General features: G+C 62.8%; 23 protein-coding genes, 3 tRNA genes and 1 pseudogene. 11 read left to right on the forward strand and 16 right to left on the reverse strand.

Going from position 1 to position 24,181, the window contains the following annotated elements:
• Positions 1-139: 139 nt before the first annotated feature.
• Positions 140-215 (reverse strand) — tRNA-Thr (locus HZS63_RS11035).
• Between the two features lie 38 nt (positions 216-253).
• Positions 254-1,312, reverse strand: a complete 1,059-nt coding sequence (locus HZS63_RS11040; protein ID WP_180684158.1) for a class 1 fructose-bisphosphatase — start codon at positions 1,310-1,312, stop codon at positions 254-256.
• 205 nt (positions 1,313-1,517) lie between these two features.
• On the opposite strand from HZS63_RS11040, the gene HZS63_RS11045 reads away from it, so the two are divergent.
• From HZS63_RS11045 to HZS63_RS11065, 5 genes are all read left to right on the forward strand, one after another.
• Positions 1,518-1,832, forward strand: a complete 315-nt coding sequence (locus HZS63_RS11045; RefSeq protein ID WP_180684091.1) for an H-NS histone family protein — start codon at positions 1,518-1,520, stop codon at positions 1,830-1,832.
• A 217-nt stretch (positions 1,833-2,049) separates the two neighbouring features.
• Entirely contained in the window at positions 2,050-2,853 is an 804-nt protein-coding gene (locus tag HZS63_RS11050; protein ID WP_180684092.1) for an ABC transporter substrate-binding protein, read from the forward strand.
• Between the two features lie 14 nt (positions 2,854-2,867).
• Positions 2,868-3,554 (forward strand): ABC transporter permease, encoded by a 687-nt coding sequence (locus HZS63_RS11055; protein ID WP_180684093.1) that lies wholly within the window; start codon positions 2,868-2,870, stop codon positions 3,552-3,554.
• Positions 3,551-4,264, forward strand: coding sequence for an ABC transporter permease subunit (locus HZS63_RS11060; RefSeq protein ID WP_180684094.1), 714 nt, complete (start codon positions 3,551-3,553; stop codon positions 4,262-4,264). Before HZS63_RS11055 ends, HZS63_RS11060 begins: the two co-directional genes overlap by 4 nt.
• A gap of 7 nt (positions 4,265-4,271) precedes the next feature.
• On the forward strand, positions 4,272-5,048 hold the full coding sequence (locus tag HZS63_RS11065; RefSeq protein WP_180684095.1) for an ABC transporter ATP-binding protein: 777 nt from the start codon (positions 4,272-4,274) through the stop codon (positions 5,046-5,048).
• 6 nt (positions 5,049-5,054) lie between these two features.
• Here the strand turns inward: HZS63_RS11065 and HZS63_RS11070 are convergent, their stop codons facing one another.
• The 4 genes from HZS63_RS11070 to guaB are packed head-to-tail and all read right to left on the reverse strand — an operon-like array spanning position 5,055 to position 10,198.
• Positions 5,055-5,981 (reverse strand): LD-carboxypeptidase, encoded by a 927-nt coding sequence (locus HZS63_RS11070; RefSeq protein WP_180684096.1) that lies wholly within the window; start codon positions 5,979-5,981, stop codon positions 5,055-5,057.
• A gap of 23 nt (positions 5,982-6,004) precedes the next feature.
• On the reverse strand, positions 6,005-7,072 hold the full coding sequence (gene tadA / locus HZS63_RS11075; protein ID WP_343039986.1) for a tRNA adenosine(34) deaminase TadA: 1,068 nt from the start codon (positions 7,070-7,072) through the stop codon (positions 6,005-6,007).
• 25 nt (positions 7,073-7,097) lie between these two features.
• Positions 7,098-8,714 carry a glutamine-hydrolyzing GMP synthase gene (guaA, locus tag HZS63_RS11080; protein ID WP_180684097.1) on the reverse strand — a complete coding sequence of 539 codons (1,617 nt, stop codon included), beginning with the start codon at positions 8,712-8,714 and terminating at the stop codon, positions 7,098-7,100.
• Between the two features lie 14 nt (positions 8,715-8,728).
• Positions 8,729-10,198 (reverse strand): IMP dehydrogenase, encoded by a 1,470-nt coding sequence (gene guaB / locus HZS63_RS11085; RefSeq protein ID WP_180684098.1) that lies wholly within the window; start codon positions 10,196-10,198, stop codon positions 8,729-8,731.
• Between the two features lie 110 nt (positions 10,199-10,308).
• On the opposite strand from guaB, the gene HZS63_RS11090 reads away from it, so the two are divergent.
• Complete coding sequence (locus HZS63_RS11090) at positions 10,309-10,737, forward strand: DUF4124 domain-containing protein (protein WP_180684099.1); 429 nt, start codon at positions 10,309-10,311, stop codon at positions 10,735-10,737.
• On the opposite strand, the gene HZS63_RS11095 is transcribed toward HZS63_RS11090, so the two are convergent.
• A complete protein-coding gene (locus HZS63_RS11095; protein ID WP_180684100.1) occupies positions 10,731-11,054 on the reverse strand; it encodes an RnfH family protein in 324 nt (107 codons plus the stop codon). The two genes, HZS63_RS11090 and HZS63_RS11095, sit on opposite strands and share 7 nt — an antisense overlap.
• Complete coding sequence (locus HZS63_RS11100; RefSeq protein ID WP_180684101.1) at positions 11,051-11,494, reverse strand: type II toxin-antitoxin system RatA family toxin; 444 nt, start codon at positions 11,492-11,494, stop codon at positions 11,051-11,053. The genes HZS63_RS11095 and HZS63_RS11100 overlap by 4 nt, the downstream gene beginning before the upstream one ends.
• A gap of 76 nt (positions 11,495-11,570) precedes the next feature.
• Here HZS63_RS11100 and smpB point away from each other — a divergent pair, with 76 nt between their 5' ends.
• The gene (smpB, locus tag HZS63_RS11105) at positions 11,571-12,053 is read left to right on the forward strand and encodes an SsrA-binding protein SmpB (protein ID WP_180684102.1); all 483 of its coding nucleotides are present in this window, start codon (positions 11,571-11,573) and stop codon (positions 12,051-12,053) included.
• 26 nt (positions 12,054-12,079) lie between these two features.
• Here smpB and HZS63_RS11110 read toward each other — a convergent pair whose 3' ends face one another.
• The 8 genes and pseudogenes from HZS63_RS11110 to rimP all read right to left on the reverse strand — a co-directional run bounded on the left by HZS63_RS11110 (position 12,080) and on the right by rimP (position 22,152).
• Positions 12,080-13,222, reverse strand: a complete 1,143-nt coding sequence (locus HZS63_RS11110) for an enoyl-CoA hydratase/isomerase family protein (protein ID WP_180684160.1) — start codon at positions 13,220-13,222, stop codon at positions 12,080-12,082.
• A gap of 8 nt (positions 13,223-13,230) precedes the next feature.
• Positions 13,231-13,761 (reverse strand): EamA family transporter, encoded by a 531-nt coding sequence (locus tag HZS63_RS11115; RefSeq protein ID WP_180684103.1) that lies wholly within the window; start codon positions 13,759-13,761, stop codon positions 13,231-13,233.
• The gene (typA, locus tag HZS63_RS11120; RefSeq protein ID WP_180684104.1) at positions 13,758-15,587 is read right to left on the reverse strand and encodes a translational GTPase TypA; all 1,830 of its coding nucleotides are present in this window, start codon (positions 15,585-15,587) and stop codon (positions 13,758-13,760) included. The genes HZS63_RS11115 and typA overlap by 4 nt, the downstream gene beginning before the upstream one ends.
• The gene (gene truB / locus HZS63_RS11125; RefSeq protein ID WP_180684161.1) at positions 15,584-16,534 is read right to left on the reverse strand and encodes a tRNA pseudouridine(55) synthase TruB; all 951 of its coding nucleotides are present in this window, start codon (positions 16,532-16,534) and stop codon (positions 15,584-15,586) included. The genes typA and truB overlap by 4 nt, the downstream gene beginning before the upstream one ends.
• Positions 16,535-16,539: 5 nt before the next feature.
• A complete protein-coding gene (rbfA, locus tag HZS63_RS11130; protein WP_180684105.1) occupies positions 16,540-16,911 on the reverse strand; it encodes a 30S ribosome-binding factor RbfA in 372 nt (123 codons plus the stop codon).
• 3 nt (positions 16,912-16,914) lie between these two features.
• A pseudogene (gene infB, locus HZS63_RS11135) lies at positions 16,915-20,001 on the reverse strand (translation initiation factor IF-2).
• Between the two features lie 29 nt (positions 20,002-20,030).
• Positions 20,031-21,530, reverse strand: a complete 1,500-nt coding sequence (nusA, locus tag HZS63_RS11140) for a transcription termination factor NusA (protein WP_180684106.1) — start codon at positions 21,528-21,530, stop codon at positions 20,031-20,033.
• Between the two features lies 1 nt (position 21,531).
• Positions 21,532-22,152 (reverse strand): ribosome maturation factor RimP, encoded by a 621-nt coding sequence (gene rimP, locus HZS63_RS11145; protein WP_180684107.1) that lies wholly within the window; start codon positions 22,150-22,152, stop codon positions 21,532-21,534.
• A gap of 206 nt (positions 22,153-22,358) precedes the next feature.
• On the opposite strand from rimP, the gene HZS63_RS11150 reads away from it, so the two are divergent.
• The 4 genes from HZS63_RS11150 to map all read left to right on the forward strand — a co-directional run bounded on the left by HZS63_RS11150 (position 22,359) and on the right by map (position 24,170).
• Positions 22,359-23,066 carry a glutathione binding-like protein gene (locus tag HZS63_RS11150; protein ID WP_180684108.1) on the forward strand — a complete coding sequence of 236 codons (708 nt, stop codon included), beginning with the start codon at positions 22,359-22,361 and terminating at the stop codon, positions 23,064-23,066.
• A 48-nt stretch (positions 23,067-23,114) separates the two neighbouring features.
• A tRNA-Pro gene (locus tag HZS63_RS11155) sits at positions 23,115-23,191 on the forward strand.
• Between the two features lie 62 nt (positions 23,192-23,253).
• Positions 23,254-23,330 (forward strand) — tRNA-Arg (locus HZS63_RS11160).
• A 21-nt stretch (positions 23,331-23,351) separates the two neighbouring features.
• The gene (gene map / locus HZS63_RS11165; protein ID WP_180684109.1) at positions 23,352-24,170 is read left to right on the forward strand and encodes a type I methionyl aminopeptidase; all 819 of its coding nucleotides are present in this window, start codon (positions 23,352-23,354) and stop codon (positions 24,168-24,170) included.
• The last annotated feature ends 11 nt before the right edge of the window (positions 24,171-24,181 follow it).

Genomic DNA, 24,181 nt, shown 5'->3' on the forward strand with positions numbered 1-24,181 from the left:
GGGGTAAGTGTCGAACTCGGGGGGCCCGAACCGACGTGGATTTGCTCCGCAAACTGCCTGCCGCCCTCGGTATGGAAGGTTGATGGTGTCAACACAAAAGCAAAAAAACCTGGCCATGACAGCCAAGGGCTTTTTATTGTGGTGCCGGAAAGAGGAATCGAACCCCCGACCTTCTCATTACGAATGAGCTGCTCTACCGACTGAGCTATTCCGGCACTCGCGTAGTGCTCGCTGTCGTGCAGCGAAACGAGAATTATAGCGCGTTCTGGGGGATCGCCGTCCCGCGAACCTTGTCGGCCTCCAAGTGATAGGCGGTGACCCGGTCCACCTCGTTTTTCGACCCCAAGATGACGCTGACGCGCTCATGCAATTGAGTGGGCTCCAGGTCCAAAATACGTTGCCGACCGTTGGTGGCGGCCCCCCCAGCTTGCTCCACCAACCAGCTCATCGGGTTGGCTTCATACATCAGGCGCAGCTTGCCGGGCTTGTGGGGTTCACGCTTGTCCCATGGGTACATGAAGATACCGCCGCGCGTGAGGATGCGGTGTACGTCGGCCACCATGGAGGCGATCCAGCGCATGTTGAAATCCTTGCCGCGCGGGCCTTCCTGTCCGGCCAGGCATTCCTCCACATAGCGGCGCACCGGGGCATCCCAGTGGCGCATGTTGCTCATGTTGATCGCGAATTCCCGGGTATCGGCGGGGATCTGCACGTCTTCCTGCGTCAACACCCAGGAACCTTGCTCCCGGTCGAGTGTGAACATGGCGACGCCGTTACCCACCGTCAGCACCAACACCGTCTGCGGGCCATAGATGCAGTAGCCAGCAGCCACCTGATGGCGGCCGGGCTGCAGAAAGTCGCTCTCGCAGACCGGGTCCACGCGGGTCGGGTCCTCGTTGCGGCGGCGCAGCACCGAAAAGATGGTGCCGATGCTCACGTTCACGTCGATATTGCTGGAACCGTCCAGCGGATCGAACAGCAACAGGTATTCGCCCTTTGGGTAACGATTGGGCACCACGTAGATGCCTTCCATTTCTTCAGAGGCCATGGCGGCGAGGTGACCACCCCATTCGTTGGCATCGATGAGCACCTCGTTGGCGATGATGTCGAGTTTCTTCTGCACCTCGCCCTGTACGTTTTCACTGCCTGCACTGCCCAGGACTTCGCCCAATGCGCCTTTGTTCACGCTGATGGAGATGCGTTTACAAGCCCGGGCCACCACTTCGATGAGCAGGCGAAGCTCGGGAGGGATGAGACCATGGACGCGTTGCTGCTCGACCAGATAGCGGGTGAGGGAGGGGCGGGAGGTCATGCTCATGCCGATGTCTTGCGGGAGGAGAAGGGGAGAAGCAGGAACTTTTTTGGAAAACCAAAAACCATTGAAATTCAATGGTTTGCGAACGCATTAGAGAGTCAATTCATGACTTCGCATGTTACCACAGGTTTTCAATCCTTGAGGCAGTTATAATCGTGAACCTCAATTTTCCACCATGGTTCAAATTTGAAAGGAGTTCCAAATGGATGAGCTTGAGAAAATCCAGCTGCAGATTGCCGAGTTGCAGAAAAAAGCACAGGAAATTGCACAAGCCAACAGAATTCCAGTGCTGGAAGATGTGAAAAACAAAATCAAGCTTTATGGCTTCACGCCTGAAGAGCTGGGTTTTCAAGTGGAAGCCAAGCCGAACGCAATGGTTGAAAAAAAGAAGAAAGTCGTTGCAGTCAAATACAGGCTTGGCAACAACACCTGGACTGGCAGAGGCAAAAAACCCAAGTGGGTTGAAGATTACTTGGCCGCCGGCAAGGCGCTGGATGACATCTTGGTTTCAACTTGAAGAATCTGTTTTCCCACGGCGGCTAGGTGTTTGCGACGCATGCTTGGCTATCGTGGGCAACTCATTGCTTTCAGCATCTCTATGATTTAACATAATACACATTGTAGAATTATGACAACGACATTGCATGGAATGCCCGACCCGCTAAAATCCGGACATACGGCCACGGCATGACTGCATCCGCGGCTGACCCCTATCCATCGTTCAAGGACTTTTCATGAAGAACTTTCTCCTGGCCCTGGGTCTGGCCGCCACCGTCGCATTGGTGGGGTGTGGCAAGAAGGAAGAAGCTCCCGCGACAGCCGCCAGCGGCACCCCGGTCCTGCGCGTTGCGATCGACCCCACCTACGAGCCTTTCACTTTCAAGACCGCCGATGGAAAACCCGCCGGTTTCGATGTGGACATCGCCGAGGCCATCTGCGCCGAGATCCAGCGCCGCTGCGTCTTTGTGGAACAGGTCTGGGACAGCATGATTCCTGGCCTTCAAGCCCAGCAGTACGATGTGATCATCAGCTCCATGTCCATTACGGAAGAGCGCCAGCAGGTCATCGACTTCTCCGACAAGTACTACAGCACCCCCAGCCGAATCGTGGTCAAGGAAGGCACGCCATTCGAATCCCTGGAATCTCTCAAGGGTCTGCGTCTGGGCGTGCTCAAGGGCAGCACCCAGGAACGCTACGCCATGGGTGAGTTGCGGCCCGTAGGCGTGAACGTGATCCCCTATGAAGCTCAGGACCAGGTTTACCTCGACATCCGCTCCGGCCGGCTGGACGGCACCGTGGCCGATGCGGTTGAAGTCACCGGCGGCTTCCTGAGCAAGCCCGAAGGTCAGGGCTACACCTTCGTCGGCCCGCTGCTCAACGATGAAAAGTATTTCGGCACCGGCATGGGCGTGGCCATGCGCAAAGGTCAGGACGAGCTCAAGCAGCAGATCAACCAGGCCATCCAGACCATCCGCGCCAACGGCACGTACCAGACCATCAGCGCGAAGTACTTTGACTTCGACGTCTACGGCGACTGACCTGGGATTCCGGTTTGTCCGGCTACTACCTGCGTATCCTCGAAGGCGCCCTCCTGACGGTGGGCGTCTCGCTTTCTGCGCTGGTGGTCGCCGTGGTGCTGGGCCTGCTGGGTTCGGCCGCCAAGCTTTCCGGGCGACAGCCGATCGTCTGGGTGGCAACGATCTACACCACCCTCATTCGGGGCGTACCCGAACTGGTGCTGATGCTGTTGGTGTTCTACGGGGGCGCCATCGGGTTGAACCACCTCACCGAGGCCCTCGGGTTTGCCAGCCGCATCCGGATTGACCCGTTCACCGCCGGCGTACTGACCATTGGCTTCATTTACGGTGCCTACATGACCGAGACGTTCCGGGGCGCCATCCTGGCCATTCCCAAGGGGCAGATGGAGGCTGCCTGGGCGTTCGGCATGAGTCCGGTGCGCACGTTTTTCCGCATCACCCTGCCCCAGATGGTGCGTTACGCCCTGCCCGGCTTCACCAACAACTGGCTCGTGCTCATCAAGTCCACGGCTCTGGTGAGCCTCATTGGCCTGCACGAGATGACCTACCGCGCCAAGCAGGCGAGCGCTGCCACCCGGGAGCCATTCGTGTTCTTCTTGTTTGCAGCGGCGCTGTTCCTGATCTACACCTCGCTTTCCCTGTGGATGCTGCGTTGGCTGAACAACCGGTACAGCCTGGGCAACAAGAAGGTGAGCCTGTGAACTGGTCCATCCTGGCCCGACCCGAAACCCTCGCTCTCTATGCCGAGGGTCTCATCACCACGATGTGGTTGCTGCTCGGCTCGCTGGCCATGGGGGGCGTCATGGCCCTGTTGCTGGCCCTCGCACTTACCGGTCGCATCACGCTGCTGCGCTGGTTGGCCGGCGCTTACACCTATTGCATCCGCGGCACGCCGCTGCTGATACAGGTGTACCTGATCTATTACGGCCTGGCGCAGCTCGACTGGATACAGGCGCGCTGGGACACGGTGTGGCCGTGGACCTACTTCAAGGACGCCTTTTTCTGCGCTCTGCTGGCCTTCGCCATGAACAACGCGGGCTACACGGCGGAAATGCTGGCTGGCGCCATCCGCGAGACCAACCCCGGGGAAATCGAGGCCGCCCAGGCCATGGGCATGTCGCGCTGGCAGATCCTGCGCCGCGTCGTGCTGCCCAGCGCCCTGCGCCGCACCCTGCCCGCCTACAGCAACGAGGTGGTGATGATGTTGCACAGCACCAGTCTGGCCAGCACCGTCCCCGCCATGCTGGACCTCACGGCAGCGGCCAGCCGCATCTATTCCGATTTCTACCTGCCGTTTGAAGCCTATCTGTTTGCCGCTGCCATCTACCTGTGCATCACTTTTGCTCTGGTTGGCGGCTTCAAATGGCTGGAAAAACGCTTCCTGGCCTACCTGAGGCCCCGTACCCACTGACCTGCCCATGTCCACTGCTCCCATGAAACTGGAGGTGCACGACCTCCACAAACGCTACGGTGACCATGAGGTGCTCAAGGGCGTTTCCCTGTCGGCACGGGCGGGCGACGTGATCAGCATCATCGGCAGTTCCGGTTCGGGTAAGAGCACTTTCCTGCGCTGCATCAACCTGTTGGAAAAGCCGCATCAGGGCCGCATCGTGGTGGCCGGCGAAGAAATGCAGCTCAAACCAGGCCGTACCGGTGAGCTGGAAGCCGCCCAACCGAAGCAGTTGCAGCGCCTGCGCACCAAGCTGGCCATGGTGTTCCAGAACTTCAACCTCTGGGCCCACATGACGGTGCTGCAAAACATCATCGAAGCCCCGGTGCACCTGCTCAAGGTTCCCAAGGAACAGGCCGTGGAGACGGCGCGCAAATACCTGGATCGGGTGGGCCTCAAGGGTGTGGAGGACCGCTACCCCGCCCACATGAGCGGTGGGCAGCAGCAGCGCGTGGCCATTGCGCGTGCGCTGGCGGTGGAGCCCGAAGTGATGCTGTTCGATGAACCCACCAGCGCGCTGGATCCGGAGCTGGTGACCGAGGTACTGCGTGTGATGCAAAAGCTCGCCGAGGAGCACCGTACCATGGTGGTGGTGACGCACGAAATGGGTTTTGCCCGCGAAGTGTCCAACCACCTGATCTTTTTGCACCAGGGGCGCATCGAGGAAGAAGGCCACCCGCGCGAGGTGCTGGCCCACCCGAAAAGCGAACGCCTGGCGCAGTTCCTGGCGGGCAGCCTCAAGTGAGGGCGCTCACTCCCAGAACATCAAGGCTTCACGGCCCTGCACGTACAGGTCCACGGGGCGGCCCACCGGCAGCAGCACCTTGGTGGGCACGTGCCCAAAGGGCAAGCCGGTCAGCACCGGCACCTTTACCTGGGTGCGCAACCACTCCACCATGCGGCGGAGGTTGAAGCCCTTGTCGTGCGGCGTGAGCTGATAGCGTGTGAAGCTGCCCAGCACCAGGGCGCGCTGCGCTTCCAAAACGCCTGCATGCAGCAGTTGGGTCAGCATACGCTCGATGCGGTAAGGGTGTTCGCCCACGTCTTCGAGGAACAGGATGCCACCTGCCACGACCGGGAAGAACGGGGAGCCCACGAGGCTGCACAACACCGTCAGGTTGCCGCCCCACAGCATCGCCCCTTCGGCCGCCCAGCCTGCCTCTGAAGCCAGTTCAGGATGGGCGCGGAAGTCGGCCGCCGGCAGTCGCCAGCCGGTGCCCTCGCCCACACCCGTCACCAGGTCGTCAAAGCATGCCTGCATGATTTCGTCGGGCGCCTGTTCGCAGGCCCAGTCTTCGAGCAAGGCGGGGCCCGCCCAGGTGGGTGTGCCGCGCAGGGCCTGTACCGCTGCCTGCAAGGCGGTGAAGTCGCTCAAGCCCACCCAGGCGCTGCCCTGCTCCACCGAACGCTGAATGGCGTCGTAAGGCAGTCGGGGCAGCAGGCGGGTCAGGCCGTAGCCGCCACGGGTGGTGAGCACGATCTGCGCCCCGCTGGCGGCGGCGCGGGCGATGGCGGCCAGGCGGGTGTCGTCGTCGCCCGCGAAGCGCTGGTGGCTGCTCAGTGCATCCGGGTCCACCTCCACCTCGTGGCCCATGGCCTGCAGGCGCTTGAGCGCCCTGCGAAAACCGGTTTTGTCGCGCACCGCGCTGCTCGGGGAATACAGGTAAATATGGGCCATGTGCCGGATTATGTCCTCATGCCTCATGCGTCTGGCCAGGGCCATGCTTTCTGGGCAGCACGGTGGCCGGCGTCCGGGTATGGCCAGTCTGGCCAGCCTTCAGGCAAACCAGGCATGGGGGTCGGTGTGCGGATTTCCAGATGTGCGCGGGCATCGCCAAGGCGAGCGCACAGGGCATGGGCCAGGCGGCTCTGCTCGGGGGCCGCCACCACCAGCCAGTTCGGCAGCTCCAAGGCGACCATCCATTCCTGCAGCACCTGCAGATGCCGTTCCAAGGTGTGCCAGCGGGGTTTTTTCGGTTTGTCACTCATGCCAAAACCGATCAAGTCTGGCAAAAAGGCTCGTTTGCCCTCTGCCTGGGCCTTTCTGGCATCCTGCGCCCATTCGGGCCACCAGCCATGGAGCCCGTGCAGGAAAACGACCCCAGATGGCAGGGCAGATGCCGGTGTCGGCGACAGCTCCATCCAATGCAGGCGCAGCCCTTGTAAAGCCGCGCCCTCCCGCATCCAGCGGTTGTAAACCAGCCAGTCAGGCCAGGCCTGCCATAGAGGTTCGAACAGGGCATCGGGCGTGCGCAATGCATCCTCGCGCAAGGGAATGGCGGCTTCTCGGGCTTTGCGCCTTTGCGCAGCAAAGAATGCCTGCATCAGCGCGCCACAAGCTTCGGATTCAACGCCCCCGCTCACCGCGGTGTGGTGATTCAAGACGGGGTTTCCAAGCACGTCGATGACGGACCCCGCAGCGCCGGTTTTGGGCTCGCGAGCGCCGTACACCACCCGGGCAAGGCGGGCATGCAACATGGCCTGCGCGCACATGGCGCAAGGCTCCAGTGTCACGAAAAGTTCGCAGCCATCCAGGCGGTAGTTGCCGGTTGCTGCGGCCGCGGCGCGTAGCGCCAGCATCTCGGCGTGTGCCGTCGGATCACGGAGGCCGATCGGGCGGTTGTGTGCGCGGGCCAGGATCCGGTCGGGTTCGCCTGCTCGGCCGGGACTCACCACAACCGCGCCCACCGGCACTTCGCCCTCCCGCGCTGCGCGTTGAGCCTCGGCGAGGGCGAGGCCCATGTAGTGGGCGTCTCGGTGCTTGTTCACCGTGCAGGCCAAGGGGCTGGCGGTTTTATTCCCATTCGATGGTGGCTGGCGGCTTCGAACTCACGTCGTAGGTCACGCGGTTGATACCACGCACCTCATTGATGATGCGACTGCTGACCCTCTTGAGCAGGCTGTAGGGCAGCTCGGCCCAGTCGGCGGTCATGAAGTCGCTGGTCTGCACGGCACGCAGCGCCACCACATAGTCGTAGGTCCGGCCATCGCCCATCACGCCCACGCTTTTGACGGGCAGGAAAACGGCAAACGCTTGACTGGTCAGGTCGTACCAGCTCTTGCCCGAATGCGGCTCGATGGTGGAGCGCAGTTCTTCGATGAAGATGGCGTCGGCGCGCCGCAGCAGATCGGCATATGCCTTCTTCACCTCACCCAAAATGCGCACACCCAGGCCAGGCCCGGGGAACGGGTGGCGATAGACCATGTCGTGCGGCAGGCCCAGCGCCACGCCCAACTCGCGCACCTCGTCCTTGAACAGGTCGCGCAACGGCTCCAGCAGCTTCAGGCCCAGTTGCTCGGGCAGACCACCGACGTTGTGGTGGCTCTTGATGGTGACGGCTTTCTTGCTCTTGGCGCCGCCGGACTCGATCACGTCCGGGTAGATGGTTCCCTGCGCCAGCCATTGCGCCCCCTTGGAGCCAGGGCGTTGGGCCTTGAGCTTCTCCGCTTCTGCCTTGAACACGTCCACGAACAGGCCACCGATGATCTTGCGCTTTTGCTCCGGGTCGGACACGCCAGCCAGCCGCTCCAGGAACAGGTCGCTGGCATCGACCCGAATGACCTTGGCGTGCAATTTGCCGGCAAACATGTCCATGACCATGTCGCCTTCATGCAGACGCAGCAGACCGTGATCCACGAACACGCAAGTCAACTGGTCGCCGATCGCGCGGTGGATCAGGGCCGCAGCCACCGAGGAGTCCACCCCGCCTGAGAGGCCGAGGATGACCTCCTCATCACCCACCTGCTCCCGGATTTTCTGCACCGCCTCGTCGATGTGGTCACGCATGATCCAGTCGGGCCGGGCGGCGCAGATCTCCAGCACGAACCGCTCCAATATGGCCCGACCCTGCACCGTGTGCGTGACTTCAGGGTGGAACTGCACGGCATAGAAGCGGCGCGCCTCGTCGGCCATGCCAGCGATGGGGCAACTCTCGGTGCTGGCCATGAGCTTGAAGCCCGGCGGCAGTTCGGTCACCTTGTCGCCGTGGCTCATCCACACCTTGAGCATGCCGTGGCCTTCAGGGGTGGTGAAGTCCACGATGTCTTTCAGCAGCGCCGTATGGCCACGGGCGCGCACTTCGGCATAGCCGAATTCGCGGGTGTGAGACCCCTCCACCTTGCCGCCCAGCTGGGTGGCCATGGTCTGCATGCCGTAGCAGATGCCCAGCACCGGCACGCCCAGTTCGAACACGGCATCGGGCGCGCGATCGTCCACTTCATACACGCTGGCGTGGCTGCCCGAGAGGATGATGCCCTTCAGCAAGCCGTCGGCGGCGTAGTCACGCACCCAGTCGCTGGACACGTCGCAGGGGTGGACTTCGCAGTACACATGCGCTTCACGCACACGCCGCGCGATGAGCTGCGTGACCTGGGAGCCAAAATCGAGAATAAGGATTTTGTGGTGTTGCATCGGTCGGCGCGGCGTCAGTCGGCGCGATAGTTGGGCGCTTCCTTGGTGATCTGCACGTCGTGCACATGGCTTTCTCGAATGCCGGCAGCCGTGATCTGAACGAACTCGGCGCGCTCGCGCATCTCGTCGATCGTGGAGCAGCCGCAATAACCCATGGCTGCCCGCAGACCGCCGGCCATCTGGAAGATGATGGCGACGACCGAGCCTTTGTAGGGAACGCGACCCTCGATGCCTTCGGGAACCAGCTTGTCGGCGTTGGGGTTGCCGGTGCTGGATTCCTGAAAATACCGGTCGGCGCTGCCCTGTTGCATGGCGCCGATGGAGCCCATACCGCGGTAGCTCTTGTAGCTGCGGCCCTGGTAGAGGATGACTTCGCCGGGCGCCTCCTCGGTACCGGCGAACATGCCGCCCATCATCACGCTGCTGGCACCGGCGGCGATGGCCTTGGCAATGTCACCGCTGTAGCGGATGCCGCCGTCGGCGATCAACGGCACCCCGGTGCCTTGCAAGGCGGTGGCCACGTTGTCGATCGCGGTGATCTGCGGCACCCCGACGCCTGCCACGATGCGGGTGGTGCAGATGGAGCCGGGGCCGATACCAACCTTCACGCCGTCGGCGCCCGCTTCCACCAGCGCCAAGGCCGCCGCGCCGGTGGCGATGTTGCCGCCGATGACCTGCACTTGTGGGTAGTTCTGCTTGACCCAGCGCACGCGGTCGATCACGCCTTTGCTGTGCCCGTGCGCCGTGTCCACCACGATGGCGTCCACGCCGGCTTTGACCAGGGCCTCCACACGCTCTTCGGTGCCGGCACCCACGCCCACGGCGGCGCCGACACGCAGGCGCCCGGCGGCGTCACGTGCGGCGTTGGGGAAATTGAGCTGTTTGGTGATGTCCTTGACGGTGATCAACCCCTTGAGCTCGAACGACTCGTTGACCACCAGCAAGCGCTCCAGCTTGTGTTTGTTCAAAAGCGCTTTGGCTTCCTCGGGCGTGGTGCCTTCGGGCACGGTGATCAGCCGTTGCTGTGGCGTCATGATCTCGCGCACCGGCAGTTCGGTACGGGTTTCGAAACGCAAGTCGCGTCCGGTCACGATGCCCACCACCTTGCCGCCGTCCACCACGGGGAAACCCGACACACCAAGCTCTTCGGACAATTGCATCACCTGATACACCGTGGTGTCAGGGGTGATGACCACGGGATCGCGCAACACGCCCGATTCGTAGCGCTTGACCTTGGCGACCTGCGCAGCCTGTTCCTGCGCCGTCAGGTTTTTGTGCACGATGCCAATGCCACCCTCCTGGGCGATGGCGATCGCGAGCCGGGCTTCGGTCACCGTGTCCATGGCAGCCGAGACAAGGGGCAGATTCAGCCGGATGTCGCGGGTGAGTTGGGTGGCGAGAGAGGTGTCCTTGGGCAGGACCTGGGAGTACGCCGGCACCAGCAACACGTCGTCGAAGGTGAGCGCTTTTCCGAGTAGGCGCATGAGTAAGGCTCCAAAAGCGCCATTGTAAAGGCGGGCTGGACGGGCTTTTCCCATTTACAGTATCGAGGCAGACATCGATACAACGTTTGATGCACCAAAGGGAGGAAACCATGCAGACGGGCTGCGCCGTGGGCCGCTTTCGGTGGCGAATCTGTGGACTGGCCTTGGTGTGGGGCGTGACTGCCCTGGCCCAGGCCACCGAAATGTGGATCTGGCTGGACGAACACAACCGTCGCGTTCTCAGCGACCGGCCGCCGCCCGCCACGGTACCGCCGCAACGCATCGTGCGTTCGCCCTCTTCTCGGACAGCACCTGCCGATGCGCTCGCAGACCCCCCTGGGCAAACACCCCCCGCCGTTGCCTTGGACGTGCGGGCCGACAATTGTGATCGGGCCCAGGCATCGCTGGCGCAGCTCCAGTCTGGCGCACGGCTGCTCATGCGCGACGAACACGGGCAGCCGATACCGATGGACGCTGCCATGGTCAGGGCCGAACGGGCCCGCTTGCGTCAGATCATCCGGGACAACTGTCGTCAATAGCCCGGCTTGCTGCCGGGTCTGCGCCGGGCAAACAACCCGGCCGTCCGGGCGCCTTGCCGACCAAACCGCTCCTTGCGAGCCACTTTCGGATCCACCCGCAGGGGGCGGTAGATCTCCACACGGTCTTGCTCCCGCAGCGGGGTCGAAGGCGTTGCCTTGAGCCCCCACACCCCAACCTCCCGGTTCGCCCATTCGTCGGCTGGCCAACCAGTCGCGGCCAGAGCGTCAGCCACGGTGGCACCGTCGGGCAGCTCCAGTACCGCCTCCCGGACCTGCCGGGGACCAGGCGACGCCACGACGGTCACATGCACACTCATTCGCCGTACACCTGATCTGCGCGTTTGACGAAAGCATCGACCAGACTGCCCGCGATCTTGTCGAACACCGGCCCCACGAGCGCGGCGAGCGTGGCGCTGGCGAAGCCGTAGTTGAGAGTGAAATCGATCCGGCAGGCCCGCTGCTGGCCATCGCCCACGGGCTTGAATTCCCAGGTACCGTCCATGTGAGAAAACGGCCCGTCCACCAGCTCCAGATGGATGCGTCGGTCATCCACATGGGTGTTGCGCGTGGTGAAGGTTTTGCGGACACCCCCGATCGACATGCCGATCGACGCCACCATACCATCTGGCGTGCGTTCCAGCACCTCGCCATGGCTGCACCATGGCAGAAATTCGGGGTAGCGGGCCACATCGGTCACCAGCTCGAACATCTCGTGCGGGCTGTGCCAGATGAGGACGGTCTTGTGAATGCTTTTCATCGAAGCCCTCGGGCTTACATACAATCCTGGCTGGTGTGGGGATTGTAGAGGTCCCGTCATCCCCCATATGCCCGACATGACTGCCCCGAAAAAACCCCCTCTGCGCGACAGCCGCATCGCCGACAACAAGAAAGCCGCGTTCAACTACCACATCGAGGAACGGTACGAGTGCGGCCTGGTGCTGCAAGGCTGGGAAGTGAAGGCGGTGCGTGCCGGCAAAGTGCAGATCACCGAGGGCTACGTGGTGGTTCGCGACGGGGAGCTCTACCTTATCGGTTGTCTGATCCACCCCTTGCGCAGCACTTCGACCCATGTGTCGGCCGATAGCGCCCGCACCCGCAAGCTGCTCATGCACAAGCAGGAGATCCAGCGGCTCATCGGCAAGGTGGAGCAAAAGGGCTACACCCTGGTGCCGCTGAACCTGCACTGGAAGAACGGTCGGGTCAAGTGCGAGATCGCGCTGGCGCGTGGCAAGGCCGAGCACGACAAGCGCGACACCATCAAGGAGCGTGAGGGCAAGCGCGAGGTCGAGCGGGCGATGAAGCAGCGCCGGCTCTGAATCCGGCCCTGCCCGTCACGGCCCCTTCAGGTCAGATCGCGCAGCGGATGCATGGCTGCCGGCCAGGGGCTGAGGAAAAACGGCTCCACCATGTCGGGGGTCACGGCCTCGATGCGGTTGGGTTTCCAGCGCGGGGTGTGGTCCTTGTCCACGGCCAGTGCGCGAATGCCCTCCACCGTTTCCGAAGCCGCCGGCGTCAAACCCAGGTGCACGGGGTGGAAGCAGTGGCGCACCAGGTCGCGTTCCATGCGCAGCTCATCGGCCAAGTCCATGGACCGGGCACGGCGGATCTGCTCCAGCACCACATGCAGCATCAGGGGGCTGCGCAAGCGCAGTGTCTCCACGGTCTGGCGGGCAACCTCGGTACCGGCTGCTTCCAGGGCCTGCACCACCCCCACCACCGAGTCGGCCGCGAAGGCCTGTTCCAACTCGGGGGCGAGCGGCTGCGCACCCAGGGCGAGAGCGGCTTGTTCGCCACTGTGCCAGCCCAAGGCCCGAGTCTGGGCCTGCCAGGCGGCCATGAAATCCGCGGCATGGGCTGCCTGCACGTGTTGCAACGCCTCCCATGCTTTGGACAGCGTATCCGAAGGGGCCCATACATCGGCCAGGCCCCACAGCAAGGCCTGTGCGCCCGTGATCACCTGTCCTGTCAGGCCCAGGTATTCGCCCACCCGTCCCGGGCAGCGCCCCAGAAAGTAGCCGCCGCCCACATCCGGGAACAGACCGATGTTGGTCTCAGGCATCGCCACCTTGGAGCGCTCGGTCACGATGCGGCATTGGCCGCCCTGGCTGATCCCCATGCCGCCACCCATGGCCACCCCATCCATGAAGGCGATGTAGGGTTTGGGATAGGTGTAGATCAGGTGGTTGAGGGCGTATTCCTCGGTGAAGAAGTCCTCCAGTTCCGGATTGCCTGTGGTGGCCGCCTGATGGAAGAAGCGGATGTCGCCGCCGGCACAGAAGGCGCCGAAATCACCGTGCCGGCTCTTGCCACGAATGGCCACGGCATGGATCCGCTCATCGTCCCTCCAGTCCTGCAGGGCCGCCATCAGGGCGCGGATCATCGGCAGGCTGAGTGCATTCAGCGCGCCGGGCCGGTTGAGCGTGATCAGCCCCACTCCGTTGGGGCTGGCTTCGACCACCACCTCGGGAATGTTCAAGTAGTCCATAGCATCGTTCATTTCAGGGTCTCCTGTTCTCCAGCCAGTTGCTGAATGCGGTAGTGGCCTTCGCGCTCGCGCCAGCCCAGCCACTCGTTGATCACCAAGGCGCCCAGCACCAGCACACCGCCTTGCAGCACGGCGGCGCTGGGCACTTCGCTGACCAGCCACCAGACCAGCGCGATGCCAAACAGCACTTCCAGAAGGGCCACCAGCATACCCATCCAGGCCGTGCCGTCGAGCTGGCGCACAAACATCCAGGCGATTCCCGCGCTGGCCAGCGCCACCATGAAGCCGGTGAACATGACCGCCCAGCAGGCGCCGGAGGCCCACAGCACCCAGCCTTCTTGCCGCATGCGCTGCCAGACGCCCCAGCCTTGCCACAAAGGCAGGATGACCATCAGCGACAGCAGCGTAAAAAAGCTGCGCCAGAACGTGATTTCAAAGGCCTGGGCCTGCTCCAGGTGCCGAGTCACGACTCCTGCGGTACCCCACAGGAATGTCACCAGCACCATCAGCGCCACGGCCTGGCCGTGGCGCAGCTTCATGCGGCCTCGCGCTGGGCGCGTTTGCGCTCGTGCTCTTTCAGGAAACGCTTGCGCAGACGGATGCTCTTGGGCGTGATTTCGACCAGCTCGTCGTCGTCGATGAAGTCCACGGCGTATTCGAGCGTCAGCTCGATCGGGGGCGTGATCTTGATCGCGTCTTCCTTGCCGCTGACGCGGAAGTTGGTCAACTGCTTGGTGCGCGTGGCGTTCACCACCAGGTCGTTCTCGCGGTTGTGAATACCCACGATCATGCCTTCGTACACGGGGTCCCCCGCTTTGACGAACATGCGCCCACGGTCGTCCAGCTTGCCCAAGGCATAGGTGAAGATTTCGCCATCGTCCATGGAGATCAGCACCCCGTTCTTGCGCCCGCCGATATCGCCCTTGTAGGGTTCATAACCATCGAAGATGGACGCGATCAGGCCCGAACCTCGGGTGAGGTTGAGGAACTCGTTGCTGAAGCCGATCAGGCCACGGGCGGGAATGCGGTACTCCAGCCGCACGCGGCCTTTGCCGTCCGGCTCCATGTTCACCATCTCCCCCTTGCGCAAACCCAGCGCCTGCATCACGCCACCCTGGTGTTCTTCCTCCACATCGGCGGTCACCAACTCCATGGGTTCGCACTTCACACCATCGATTTCTTTGAACACCACGCGCGGCTTGGAGACGGCCAGTTCGTAGCCTTCGCGGCGCATGTTCTCCAGCAGGATGGTCAGGTGCAATTCACCCCGGCCGGCCACCTCGAAAACGCCATCCTCGTCGGTTTCCTTCACGCGCAAGGCCACGTTGTGCTGCAACTCCTTCTGCAGGCGGTCCCAGATCTGGCGACTGGTCACGAACTTGCCTTCCCGACCGGCCAGCGGACTGGTGTTGACGCAGAAGTTCATGATCAGGGTCGGCTCATCCACTTTCAGCATGGGCAGAGGCCGGGGGTCTTCCACACTGGTCACGGTCACGCCGATACCGATGTCCTCGATGCCATTGATCAGCACGATATTGCCCGGCCCCGCCGCGCTGGTCTGCATGCGGTCCAGTCCCTGGAAGGTCAGCACCTGGTTGATCCGGCCTTTGACGCGCTTGCCGTCCGGGCCTTCGCACACCAGCACGTCCATGCCGGGCTTGATGGTGCCGGAGTTCACCCGGCCCACGCCGATGCGGCCCACGAAACTGGAATAGTCCAGCGCAGAAATCTGCAACTGCAACGGCGCCTGCGGGTCGCCGGTATGTGCCGGCACATGCTTGAGGATGGTGTCGAACAGGGCCGACATGTCAGGGCCCCACTGCTCGCCCGGGGCCCCCTCTTCCAGGCTGGACCAGCCGTTGATGCCCGAGGCGTACACCACTGGGAAGTCCAGCTGCTCGTCGGTGGCGCCCAGCTTGTCGAACAAGTCGAAGGCGGCATTGATCACCTTGTCGCAGTTGGCGCCGGGCTTGTCCACCTTGTTGACGACCACGATGGGCTTCAGACCCAGGGCCAGGGCCTTCTTGGTCACGAAGCGGGTTTGCGGCATCGGGCCTTCCTGGGCATCGATCAACAGCACCACGCCATCCACCATGGACAGGGCGCGTTCCACCTCGCCGCCAAAGTCGGCGTGGCCCGGGGTGTCCACGATGTTGATGTGGGTGCCTTGCCAGCTCACGGCACAGTTTTTGGCCAGGATGGTGATGCCCCGTTCCCGTTCGATGGCGTTGTTGTCCATCACCGTGTCCACGACTTTCTCGTGCTCGGCGAAGGTGCCGCTTTGCCGCAGCAATTGGTCCACCATGGTGGTCTTGCCGTGGTCCACATGGGCGATGATGGCGATGTTGCGAATGGGAGTGCTCATGTTGGGTTTTCCAGGATTTGTTGAATTTCAATGGGGCTCAGCAGCCGCCCCGGTATGAGTTCACCGGCTTTGACGCGGGCGGTGCCCAGCAGCGTGGCGGGCCGCTTGCCATAGACGGCGACGCGCTCGGTATCGGCCCATGGCCCGCGACGTCGCATGCCGCTGAGGAAGCGCGCCGCATGGTCGCCGTCCAGCGTGACGCGGTCATGTCCGGCCAGCAGCGCATCCACCGGCAGCAGCAGCGCAAGGCGGCGGTCTTCTGGCAGGGCTTCGATCTGCTCCAGGGTCAGGCAGCCGTCCAGGTCGAAGCAGCCGGTGGCCACGCGCCGCAATGCGCTCAGATGGGCGCCGCAGCCGAGCGCCTCCCCTATGTCTTCGCCCAGTGTTCGAATATAGGTGCCCTTGCTACAGCGCACCCGCAGGCGCAGGGCGGGGGCATCTCCTTGCAGGCGAAGGTCGAGCAGTTCGAGAGCGTGGATGGTGACCGCGCGTGACTCCCGCGACACCTCGATGCCGGCGCGGGCGTATTCGTACAGGGCCTTGCCGTCTTTCTTGAGGGCGCTGTGCATGGGCGGCAATTGCTGGATGGGGCCCGTGAAGCGGTCGAGAACCTCCACCACCGCGCCCGGCGTACAGGTCACCGGCCGGGTTTCTAGCACCGCTCCCTCTGCATCGCCCGTGCTTGTCTTCACCCCCAGGCGCAGCGTGGTCTCATAGGTTTTGTCCGCATCCAGATGCAGCTGACTGAACTTGGTGGCGGCACCGAAACACAGAGGCAACACCCCCGTGGCCAGCGGATCCAGCGTTCCGGTGTGGCCAGCCTTGTCGGCACGCAACAGCCATTTGACCTTTTGCAAGGCCTGATGGCTGGACAAGCCGATGGGTTTGTCAAGCAGCAGCACCCCATGCACGGGGCGACGCTGCACCCGCGCGCGAGGGGCAGCCATCATGCTCAGCTCTCTTCTTTTGAGCGTGAGGCCACGGCCTTGGCGATGAGGGCATTCATGTCGGCCGCCCGCTCGGTGGTGCGGTCGAAATGAAAATGCAGGGTCGGCACGGTGTGGATACGCAAACGCTTGAACAGACCGTTGCGCAGGAAACCGGCCGCCTGGTTCAGGGCCGTTTCGGTTTCCTGCGGGTCACCGACCAGCACACTGAAATACACCTTCGCATGGGCATAGTCGGGCGTGACCTCGACGCCCTGTAGCGTGATCATGCCCACGCGCGGGTCTTTCAATTCCCGCGCGATGAGCTCGGTGAGGTCGCGCTGGATCTGATCGGCGACCTTGAAGCTGCGGTTGGAAGACGACTTGCGGGCAGGCATGGCTTACAGCGTGCGGGCGATTTCTTTGACCTCGAACAGCTCGAGGATATCGCCTTCCTTGATATCGTTGTAATTTTTGAGCTTGATACCACACTCGAAGCCTTCGCGCACTTCCTTGACGTCGTCCTTCATGCGCTTGAGCGATTCGATCTCGCCGGTATAGATCACCACGTTGTCGCGCAGCAGCCGGAAATGCGCCGAGCGTGTGACATACCCCGAGGTGACCATGCATCCCGCCACGGTACCGATCTTGGAGGCCACGAACACGGTCCGGATCTCGGCAGTGCCGATGTCTTCTTCGCGTTTCTCTGGCGCCAGCATCCCCGACATGGCAGCCTTGAGCTCGTCCACCGCGTCGTAGATGATGTTGTAGTAATGCAGGTCCACGTCGTTGGCTTCGGCCAGCTTGCGGGCGCCGGCATCCGCGCGCACGTTGAAACCGATGACGATGGCCTTGGAGGCGATCGCCAGGTTGATGTCGGACTCGCTGATGCCACCCACCCCGGCATAAACCAGCTGGACCCGAACCTCATCGGTCGAGAGCTTGAGCAGCGAAGACGCCAGCGCTTCCTGCGAGCCCTGCACGTCGGCCTTGATGATGATGGGCAAGGTCTTGACTTCGCCGGCCTGCATGTCGGCAAACATGTTTTCCAGCTTGGCGGCTTGTTGCTTGGCCAGCTTGGTGGAGCGGAATTTGCCTGCGCGGTAGGTCGCGATTTCCCGGGCGCGGCGCTCGTCGGTCAGCACCATGAAGTCGTCACCGGCCTGTGGCACCTCGGCCAAGCCCTGGATTTCCACCGGGATGGACGGGCCGGCTTCCTTGATCGGCTTGCCGTTCTCGTCGAGCATGGCGCGCACGCGGCCAGACGTCTGACCGGCCAGCACCACGTCGCCCACCTTGAGTGTGCCGGACTGCACCAACACGGTGGCCACGGCACCACGCCCCTTGTCGAGGCGGGCTTCGATCACCAAGCCCTTGGCATTCGCATCGACCGGTGCCTTGAGCTCCAGAATTTCGGCTTGCAGCAGCACGTTTTCCAGCAGCTCATCGATACCCATGCCGGTCTTGGACGACACGGCGATGAAGGGTGAATCACCACCAAACTCCTCGGGCACCACTTCCTCGGCCACCAACTCGGCCTTGACCTTTTCGATATTCGCTTCGGGTTTGTCGGCCTTGGTCATGGCCACCACGATCGGCACCCCCGCAGCCTTGGCATGCTTGATGGCCTCTTTGGTCTGGGGCATCACGCCGTCATCGGCCGCGCAAACGAGGATGACGATGTCGGTGGCCTGGGCGCCACGGGCACGCATCGCGGTGAAGGCCTCGTGGCCAGGGGTATCCAGGAACGTGATCATGCCGCGTGGGGTATGGACATGGTAAGCCCCGATGTGCTGGGTGATGCCGCCGGCCTCGCCTGCCGCCACCTTGGAGCGGCGGATGTAGTCCAGCAGCGAAGTCTTGCCATGGTCCACGTGGCCCATCACGGTCACCACCGGGGCACGCGGCTTGAGTTCGGCGTTGGCCGAAGACACCTCCTCTTCGGTGAAGGCCTCCGGATCGTCCAGTGCGGCGGCCACGGCCTTGTGTCCGAGCTCCTCCACCACGATCATGGCGGTGTCCTGGTCCAGCGACTGGTTGATGGTGACCATCTGGCCCAACTTCATGAGCTGCTTGATGACTTCAGACGACTTGACCGCCATCTTGTGTGCCAGTTCAGCCACGGTGATGGTTTCCGGCACATGGACTTCGATGACTTTGGCCTCGGGCGGTGCGGCAAAAGCCGTTTCCCGGTCGTCGCGACCGCCGCGCTTGCTCCCCTTGGGGCCGGCACGCCAGTTGCTTGCGCCACGGCCTGCCGAGCCGGTATCGCCACGGGTTTTGAGCTCCTTTTTCTTGCCGGCTTCATCCTTCCAGGTGGAAGACAGGGCTTCAGACTTGACTTCTTTCTTGCCGCCACCCGCCGCGCCAGCAGTGGCTTTGGCCGGGGTGTTCGCCGGTTTGTGCAGCGTGCCCTTGATCCCGGGCTTGGCCTCGGCGGACTTGGGTTCCTCCGGTTTTTTGGCCACCAGCACTTTTTTCGGGGCCGCCATCATGGCCCGGATGGCTTCAGCCTCGGCCAGTGCTTTGCGACGCCGCTCGTCCAGATCACGAGCGCGCTGCTCCTCCTCTGCCTTTTCGGCAGCCAGCCGCTGCTGGGCTTCTTCCCGTGCGCGGGCCTGGGCTTCAGCCTGGACTTGCTGCTCGACCGCATTGACCGTTGGTGCAGGCTCGGGGGCAGGAGCGGCAGCATCCACGGCCTTGGCGGCAGCCCTCTGTTCACGAGCCAGACGCTCGGCGGCAGCGCGGGCTTCGGCCTCTTCGCGCGCACGTTGCGCTTGCGCCGCGGCACGGGCGTCGGCCTCTTCGCGCTCACGTTACGCTTGCGCCGCGGCACGGGCGTCGGCCTCTTCGCGCTCACGTTACGCTTGCGCCGCGGCACGGGCGTCGGCCTCTTCGCGCTCACGTTACGCTTGCGCCGCGGCACGGGCGTCGGCCTCTTCGCGCTCACGTTACGCTTGCGCCGCGGCACGGGCTTCGGCCTCTTCGCGCTCACGTTGCGCTTGCGCCGCGGCACGGGCTTCGGCCTCTTCGCGCTCTTCGCGCTCTTTGCGGCGCTGTGCCAGCTCTTCCTCCTGGCGACGCAGGAGTTCGGCTTGGCGACGGGCTTCCTCTTCGCGGCGAGCCAGCTCGTCGTCGTCGATCACAGCCGCCGAAGCAGGCGTTTCGGGGGTGATCACGGGCTCGTCGTCACGCTTGATGAAGGTGCGCTTCTTGCGCACTTCCACCTGAATCGTGCGGGCACGCCCCGACGCATCCGCCTGTTTGATCTCGGTGGTGGACTTTTTGGTCAGGGTGATCTTCTTGCGCTCGCCGCTGGCGGTTCCATGGCTGGCCTTCAGGTAGTTGAGCAACCGCTGCTTGTCGGACTCCGAAATCGGGTCCGAACCAGCATGCTTGTGCACACCCGCACTGGCCAGTTGTTCCAGCAACAAGGAGGTGGGTTTATTCAGTTCAGCGGCGAATTCTGCGACGGTATTGCTTGACATAGATGAATGACTCCGTATGGCCTCCGAGATCACGATTGCGCTTTCACATCGTCACCGGTAAACCAGTGCTCGCGCGCTTTCATGATCAGGGCCGTCGCTTCTTCGGTCGTCTGCCCGGTGATTTCGGTGAGTTCGTCGGTGGCCAGGTCGGCCAGATCGTCTAGGGTGTGGACGCCGGCATCGGCCAGCTTGGCGATCAGATCCACGTTGAGGCCTTCTAGGTTGCGCAGATCCTGCGACACCTCCTCCACGCTCTCTTCCTTCGCGATTTCCATCGTCAGCAGCGCATCCTTGGCGCGGGCGCGCAATTCGTTGACGGTATCCTCATCGAACGATTCGATGTCCAGCATTTCCTGCAGTGGCACGTAGGCCACTTCTTCAAGGCTGGTGAAGCCCTCCTCGATCAGGATGTTGGCGATCTCTTCGTCCACATCCAGCTTGGCCATGAACAGGTTGCGGATCGCATTCGCCTCCTCCGCCTGCTTCTGGGCGGATTCGTCGGCGGTCATGATATTGATCTTCCAGCCGGTGAGGTCCGAAGCCAGGCGCACGTTCTGGCCGCCTCGGCCGATCGCGATGGCCAGGTTTTCCTCGTCCACCACCACGTCCATGGCATGGCGCTCTTCGTCCACGACGATGGATTGCACATTGGCCGGCGCCAACGCACCGATCACGAACTGCGCCGGATCGTCACTCCACAACACGATGTCCACCCGCTCGCCGGCGAGTTCATTGGTGACGGCGTTGACACGCGAGCCACGCACACCCACGCAGGTGCCGATGGGGTCTATGCGCTTGTCGTGGCTCAACACGGCGATCTTGGCGCGGGAGCCGGGGTCGCGGGCGCAGGACTTGATTTCGAGCAAACCCTGCTCGATTTCGGGCACTTCCTGGCGGAAGAGTTCGATCATGAACTCCGGCGCGGAGCGCGACAACAAAATCGGCGCACCGCGCAGGCTCAGATCGACGGTCATGATCATGGCGCGGACGCGATCACCGGGGCGGAAGTTCTCCTTCGGGATCATCTCGCTGCGCTTGAGCCGCCCCTCGACGCGGCCGCTCTCGACGATCACGTCACCCTTGTCCAGGCGCTTGACGGTGCCGACGAAGATTTTGTCGCCACGGCTCATGAAGTCATTGAGCAGCATTTCGCGCTCCGCATCGCGGATGCGCTGCAGGATCACCTGCTTGGCGGCCATGGCACCGATACGGCCAATCGGCACGGATTCGATGCGCTTTTCGATGTACTGCCCCACCTGAATACCGGGGTGGTCCTCGACGGCATCGGAGTACATCTCCTCGGCATCGGGATTTTGCAGACCCGCCTCGTCGGGCACCACCAGCCAACGCCGGAAGGTTTCGTAGGCGCCGGTGTCCGGGTCGATGGAGACACGAATGTCCACCTCGCCCTTGTGCAGCTTCTTCGTGGCGGAAGCCAGTGCAGATTCCACCGCTGCGAGAACGACGTCACGTTCCACGTTCTTCTCGCGGGAGATCGCATCGATCAACATCAACATTTCGCGGTTCATTTCACTCGCCTGCCTTTCCAGTCTGCTGCGCTGTTATGGGGTTCATGTTGGGCGGCCGCAGCCCATCGGCGGCGCTGCGGCCTTTGAAGTTCACGATGGGGGCCAGCCTGGCCTCCCGGATTTCGTCGAGGTGAAAACCCAGCACATTCATGGGTACCGGCTTCGCTTTCTTGCTCACACGTTGCCCCGGCTTGGGTTCTGGCGCATCGCTCCAGACCAACTGCCAGCCGCCGTCGGGCGCACGCTCCAGCACACCACGAAATTTCTTGCGATTCGCAGCCATGCCGGCAGCAGCGGCTTCACCGATCGGCAGCTTCAGGGTGATATCCACCACCTCGCCGACGAAACGCTCGAAGTCTGCTTCGTGGCGCAAAGGCCGATCGATACCGGGCGACCCCACCTCCAGCCGCTTGTAATCGACATTTTCGACTTCCAGCAGGAACTGAAGCTGCCGGGTCACGCGCTCGCAATCTTCGACCGTGACGAAACGCTGCTCAGGCACGGCCGGGTTCCATGGAAAGTCGATGGTGACGCGCAGCAACCCGCCGGCGGACCGTTCCAGATCCACCAGGTCGTAACCAAGGCCGGTCACCGTCTGCTCAAGAGTTTGCTGCCAGGACATGTCCACCCATCAAGCTCTGCGAATGCCGCCTTCACAGAGCAAAAAACAGATCGACCAAAAAAAATGGGCCGGTGAAAACCCGCCCATTTGGTCGTGAAGCACGCATTGTAGCATCTTTGCGCGTGTGTTGCAGCATTTTCCGTGCCCAAGGCTTTTGAAAAGTTTGCGTTAGCATGCTGGCCAGCCCATCAACCCGGTAGATTCACATGATCAACGTCTATTCCTGGCCCACGCCCAACGGCCACAAAGTGCACATCATGCTGGAGGAATGCGGCCAGAAGCTGGGCCGCGACTGGCAGGTACACCCGATCGACATCGGTGCTGGCGAGCAGTTCAGCCCCGAGTTTCTGCGCATCAGCCCGAACAACAAAATTCCCGCGCTTGTGGACAGCCAGGGACCGGATGGCCGACCGATTGCCCTGTTCGAATCGGGCGCCATCCTCATCTACCTCGCGGCCAAGTTTGGCAAGCTGCTGCCCAAAACCGATCGGCAAAAGTTCGAGGTCCTCCAGTGGCTGATGTTCCAGGTCGGAGGCGTTGGCCCCATGCTCGGGCAGGCTCACCATTTCCGCGTTTACGCCCCGGAAAAGATCGAATACGCCATCAACCGCTACACCAACGAAGCCAAGCGGCTGTATGGTGTGATGAACGAGCGCCTCAAGACGAGTCCTTATTTGGGAGGGCGCAGCTACAGCATCGCCGACATCGCCGTTTTTCCTTGGTTGCGCAGCTGGCAGAACCAGGGCATCGACTGGGCCGATTACCCAGAGCTCAAGGCCTGGTTTGATCGGATCGCCGCGCGCCCAGCCGTCCAGCGTGGCGTGGCCGTCTTGGCCGACGCGCGCAAGCCCCTGACCGACGACAAGGCCCGGGAGGCGTTGTTCGGTCAGCAGCAGTATGGCAAGAAAAGATGACAACGGGGTCGGGCAGCCGGGATTGTGCGGCTACAATGCGCCCTGTGTCGGAGCGTAGCGCAGCCTGGTAGCGCATCTGCTTTGGGAGCAGAGGGTCGCGAGTTCGAATCCCGCCGCTCCGACCAAGTTTTTTCCATCAAGCGCACAATCAAGGCCCATCCATTGGGCCTTTTGTTTCTTGCAGCGACTGCCCGTAGCTCAGTTGGATAGAGCAACGGCCTTCTAAGCCGTGGGTCGGGGGTTCGAACCCCTCCGGGCAGGCCACTTGGGTTCACCTGTACCGCCATGACCGTCACGATCAAGGACGCAGCCGGCATCGAAGGCATGCGACTCGCCGGCCGACTCGCCAGCGAAGTGCTGGACTATCTCACCCCTTTCGTGCGCCCAGGCGTCACGACCAACGAGCTCGACCGTCTGGCCCATGACTACATCGTCAACGTCCAGCAGGCCACGCCCGCGCCGCTCAACTATGCTCCCAACGGCTACACCCCGTATCCCAAGAGCATCTGCACGTCGGTCAACCACGTCATCTGCCACGGCATTCCGAACGACAAACCCCTGAAGAAGGGTGACATCGTCAACATCGACATCACCGTGATCAAGAACGGCTGGCATGGCGACACGAGCCGCATGTTCATCGTGGGCGATGCCCCGCCTCCTGTACGTCGGCTCTGCACCGTCACCTATGAGGCGATGTGGAAAGGCATCGAGAAGGTACGCCCGGGCGTGCGCCTGGGCGACATCGGTTACGCCATCCAGCAGCATGCCGAGGCGGCAGGGTATTCGGTGGTGCGTGAATTCTGTGGCCACGGCATCGGCCAGAAGTTCCATGAGGACCCGCAAATCCTCCACTACGGCAAACCCGGCACAGGCATGACGATCGAGGCCGGCATGACCTTCACCATCGAGCCGATGATCAACCAGGGCCGGCGCGAGATTCGCGAAATGGGCGATGGCTGGACCATCGTCACCAAGGACCGCTCCCTCTCTGCCCAATGGGAACACACGGTGCTGTGCACGCCCACTGGCTACGAAATCTTGACCTGGTCGGCGGGTACCCCCCCTCCCCCCGCTTTCGTGCACACGCCGGCCACATCCGCCTGAGACGTCAGCAT

It is taken from the genome of Tepidicella baoligensis, from assembly GCF_013432195.1.
Taxonomy (GTDB): domain Bacteria; phylum Pseudomonadota; class Gammaproteobacteria; order Burkholderiales; family Burkholderiaceae_C; genus Tepidicella; species Tepidicella baoligensis.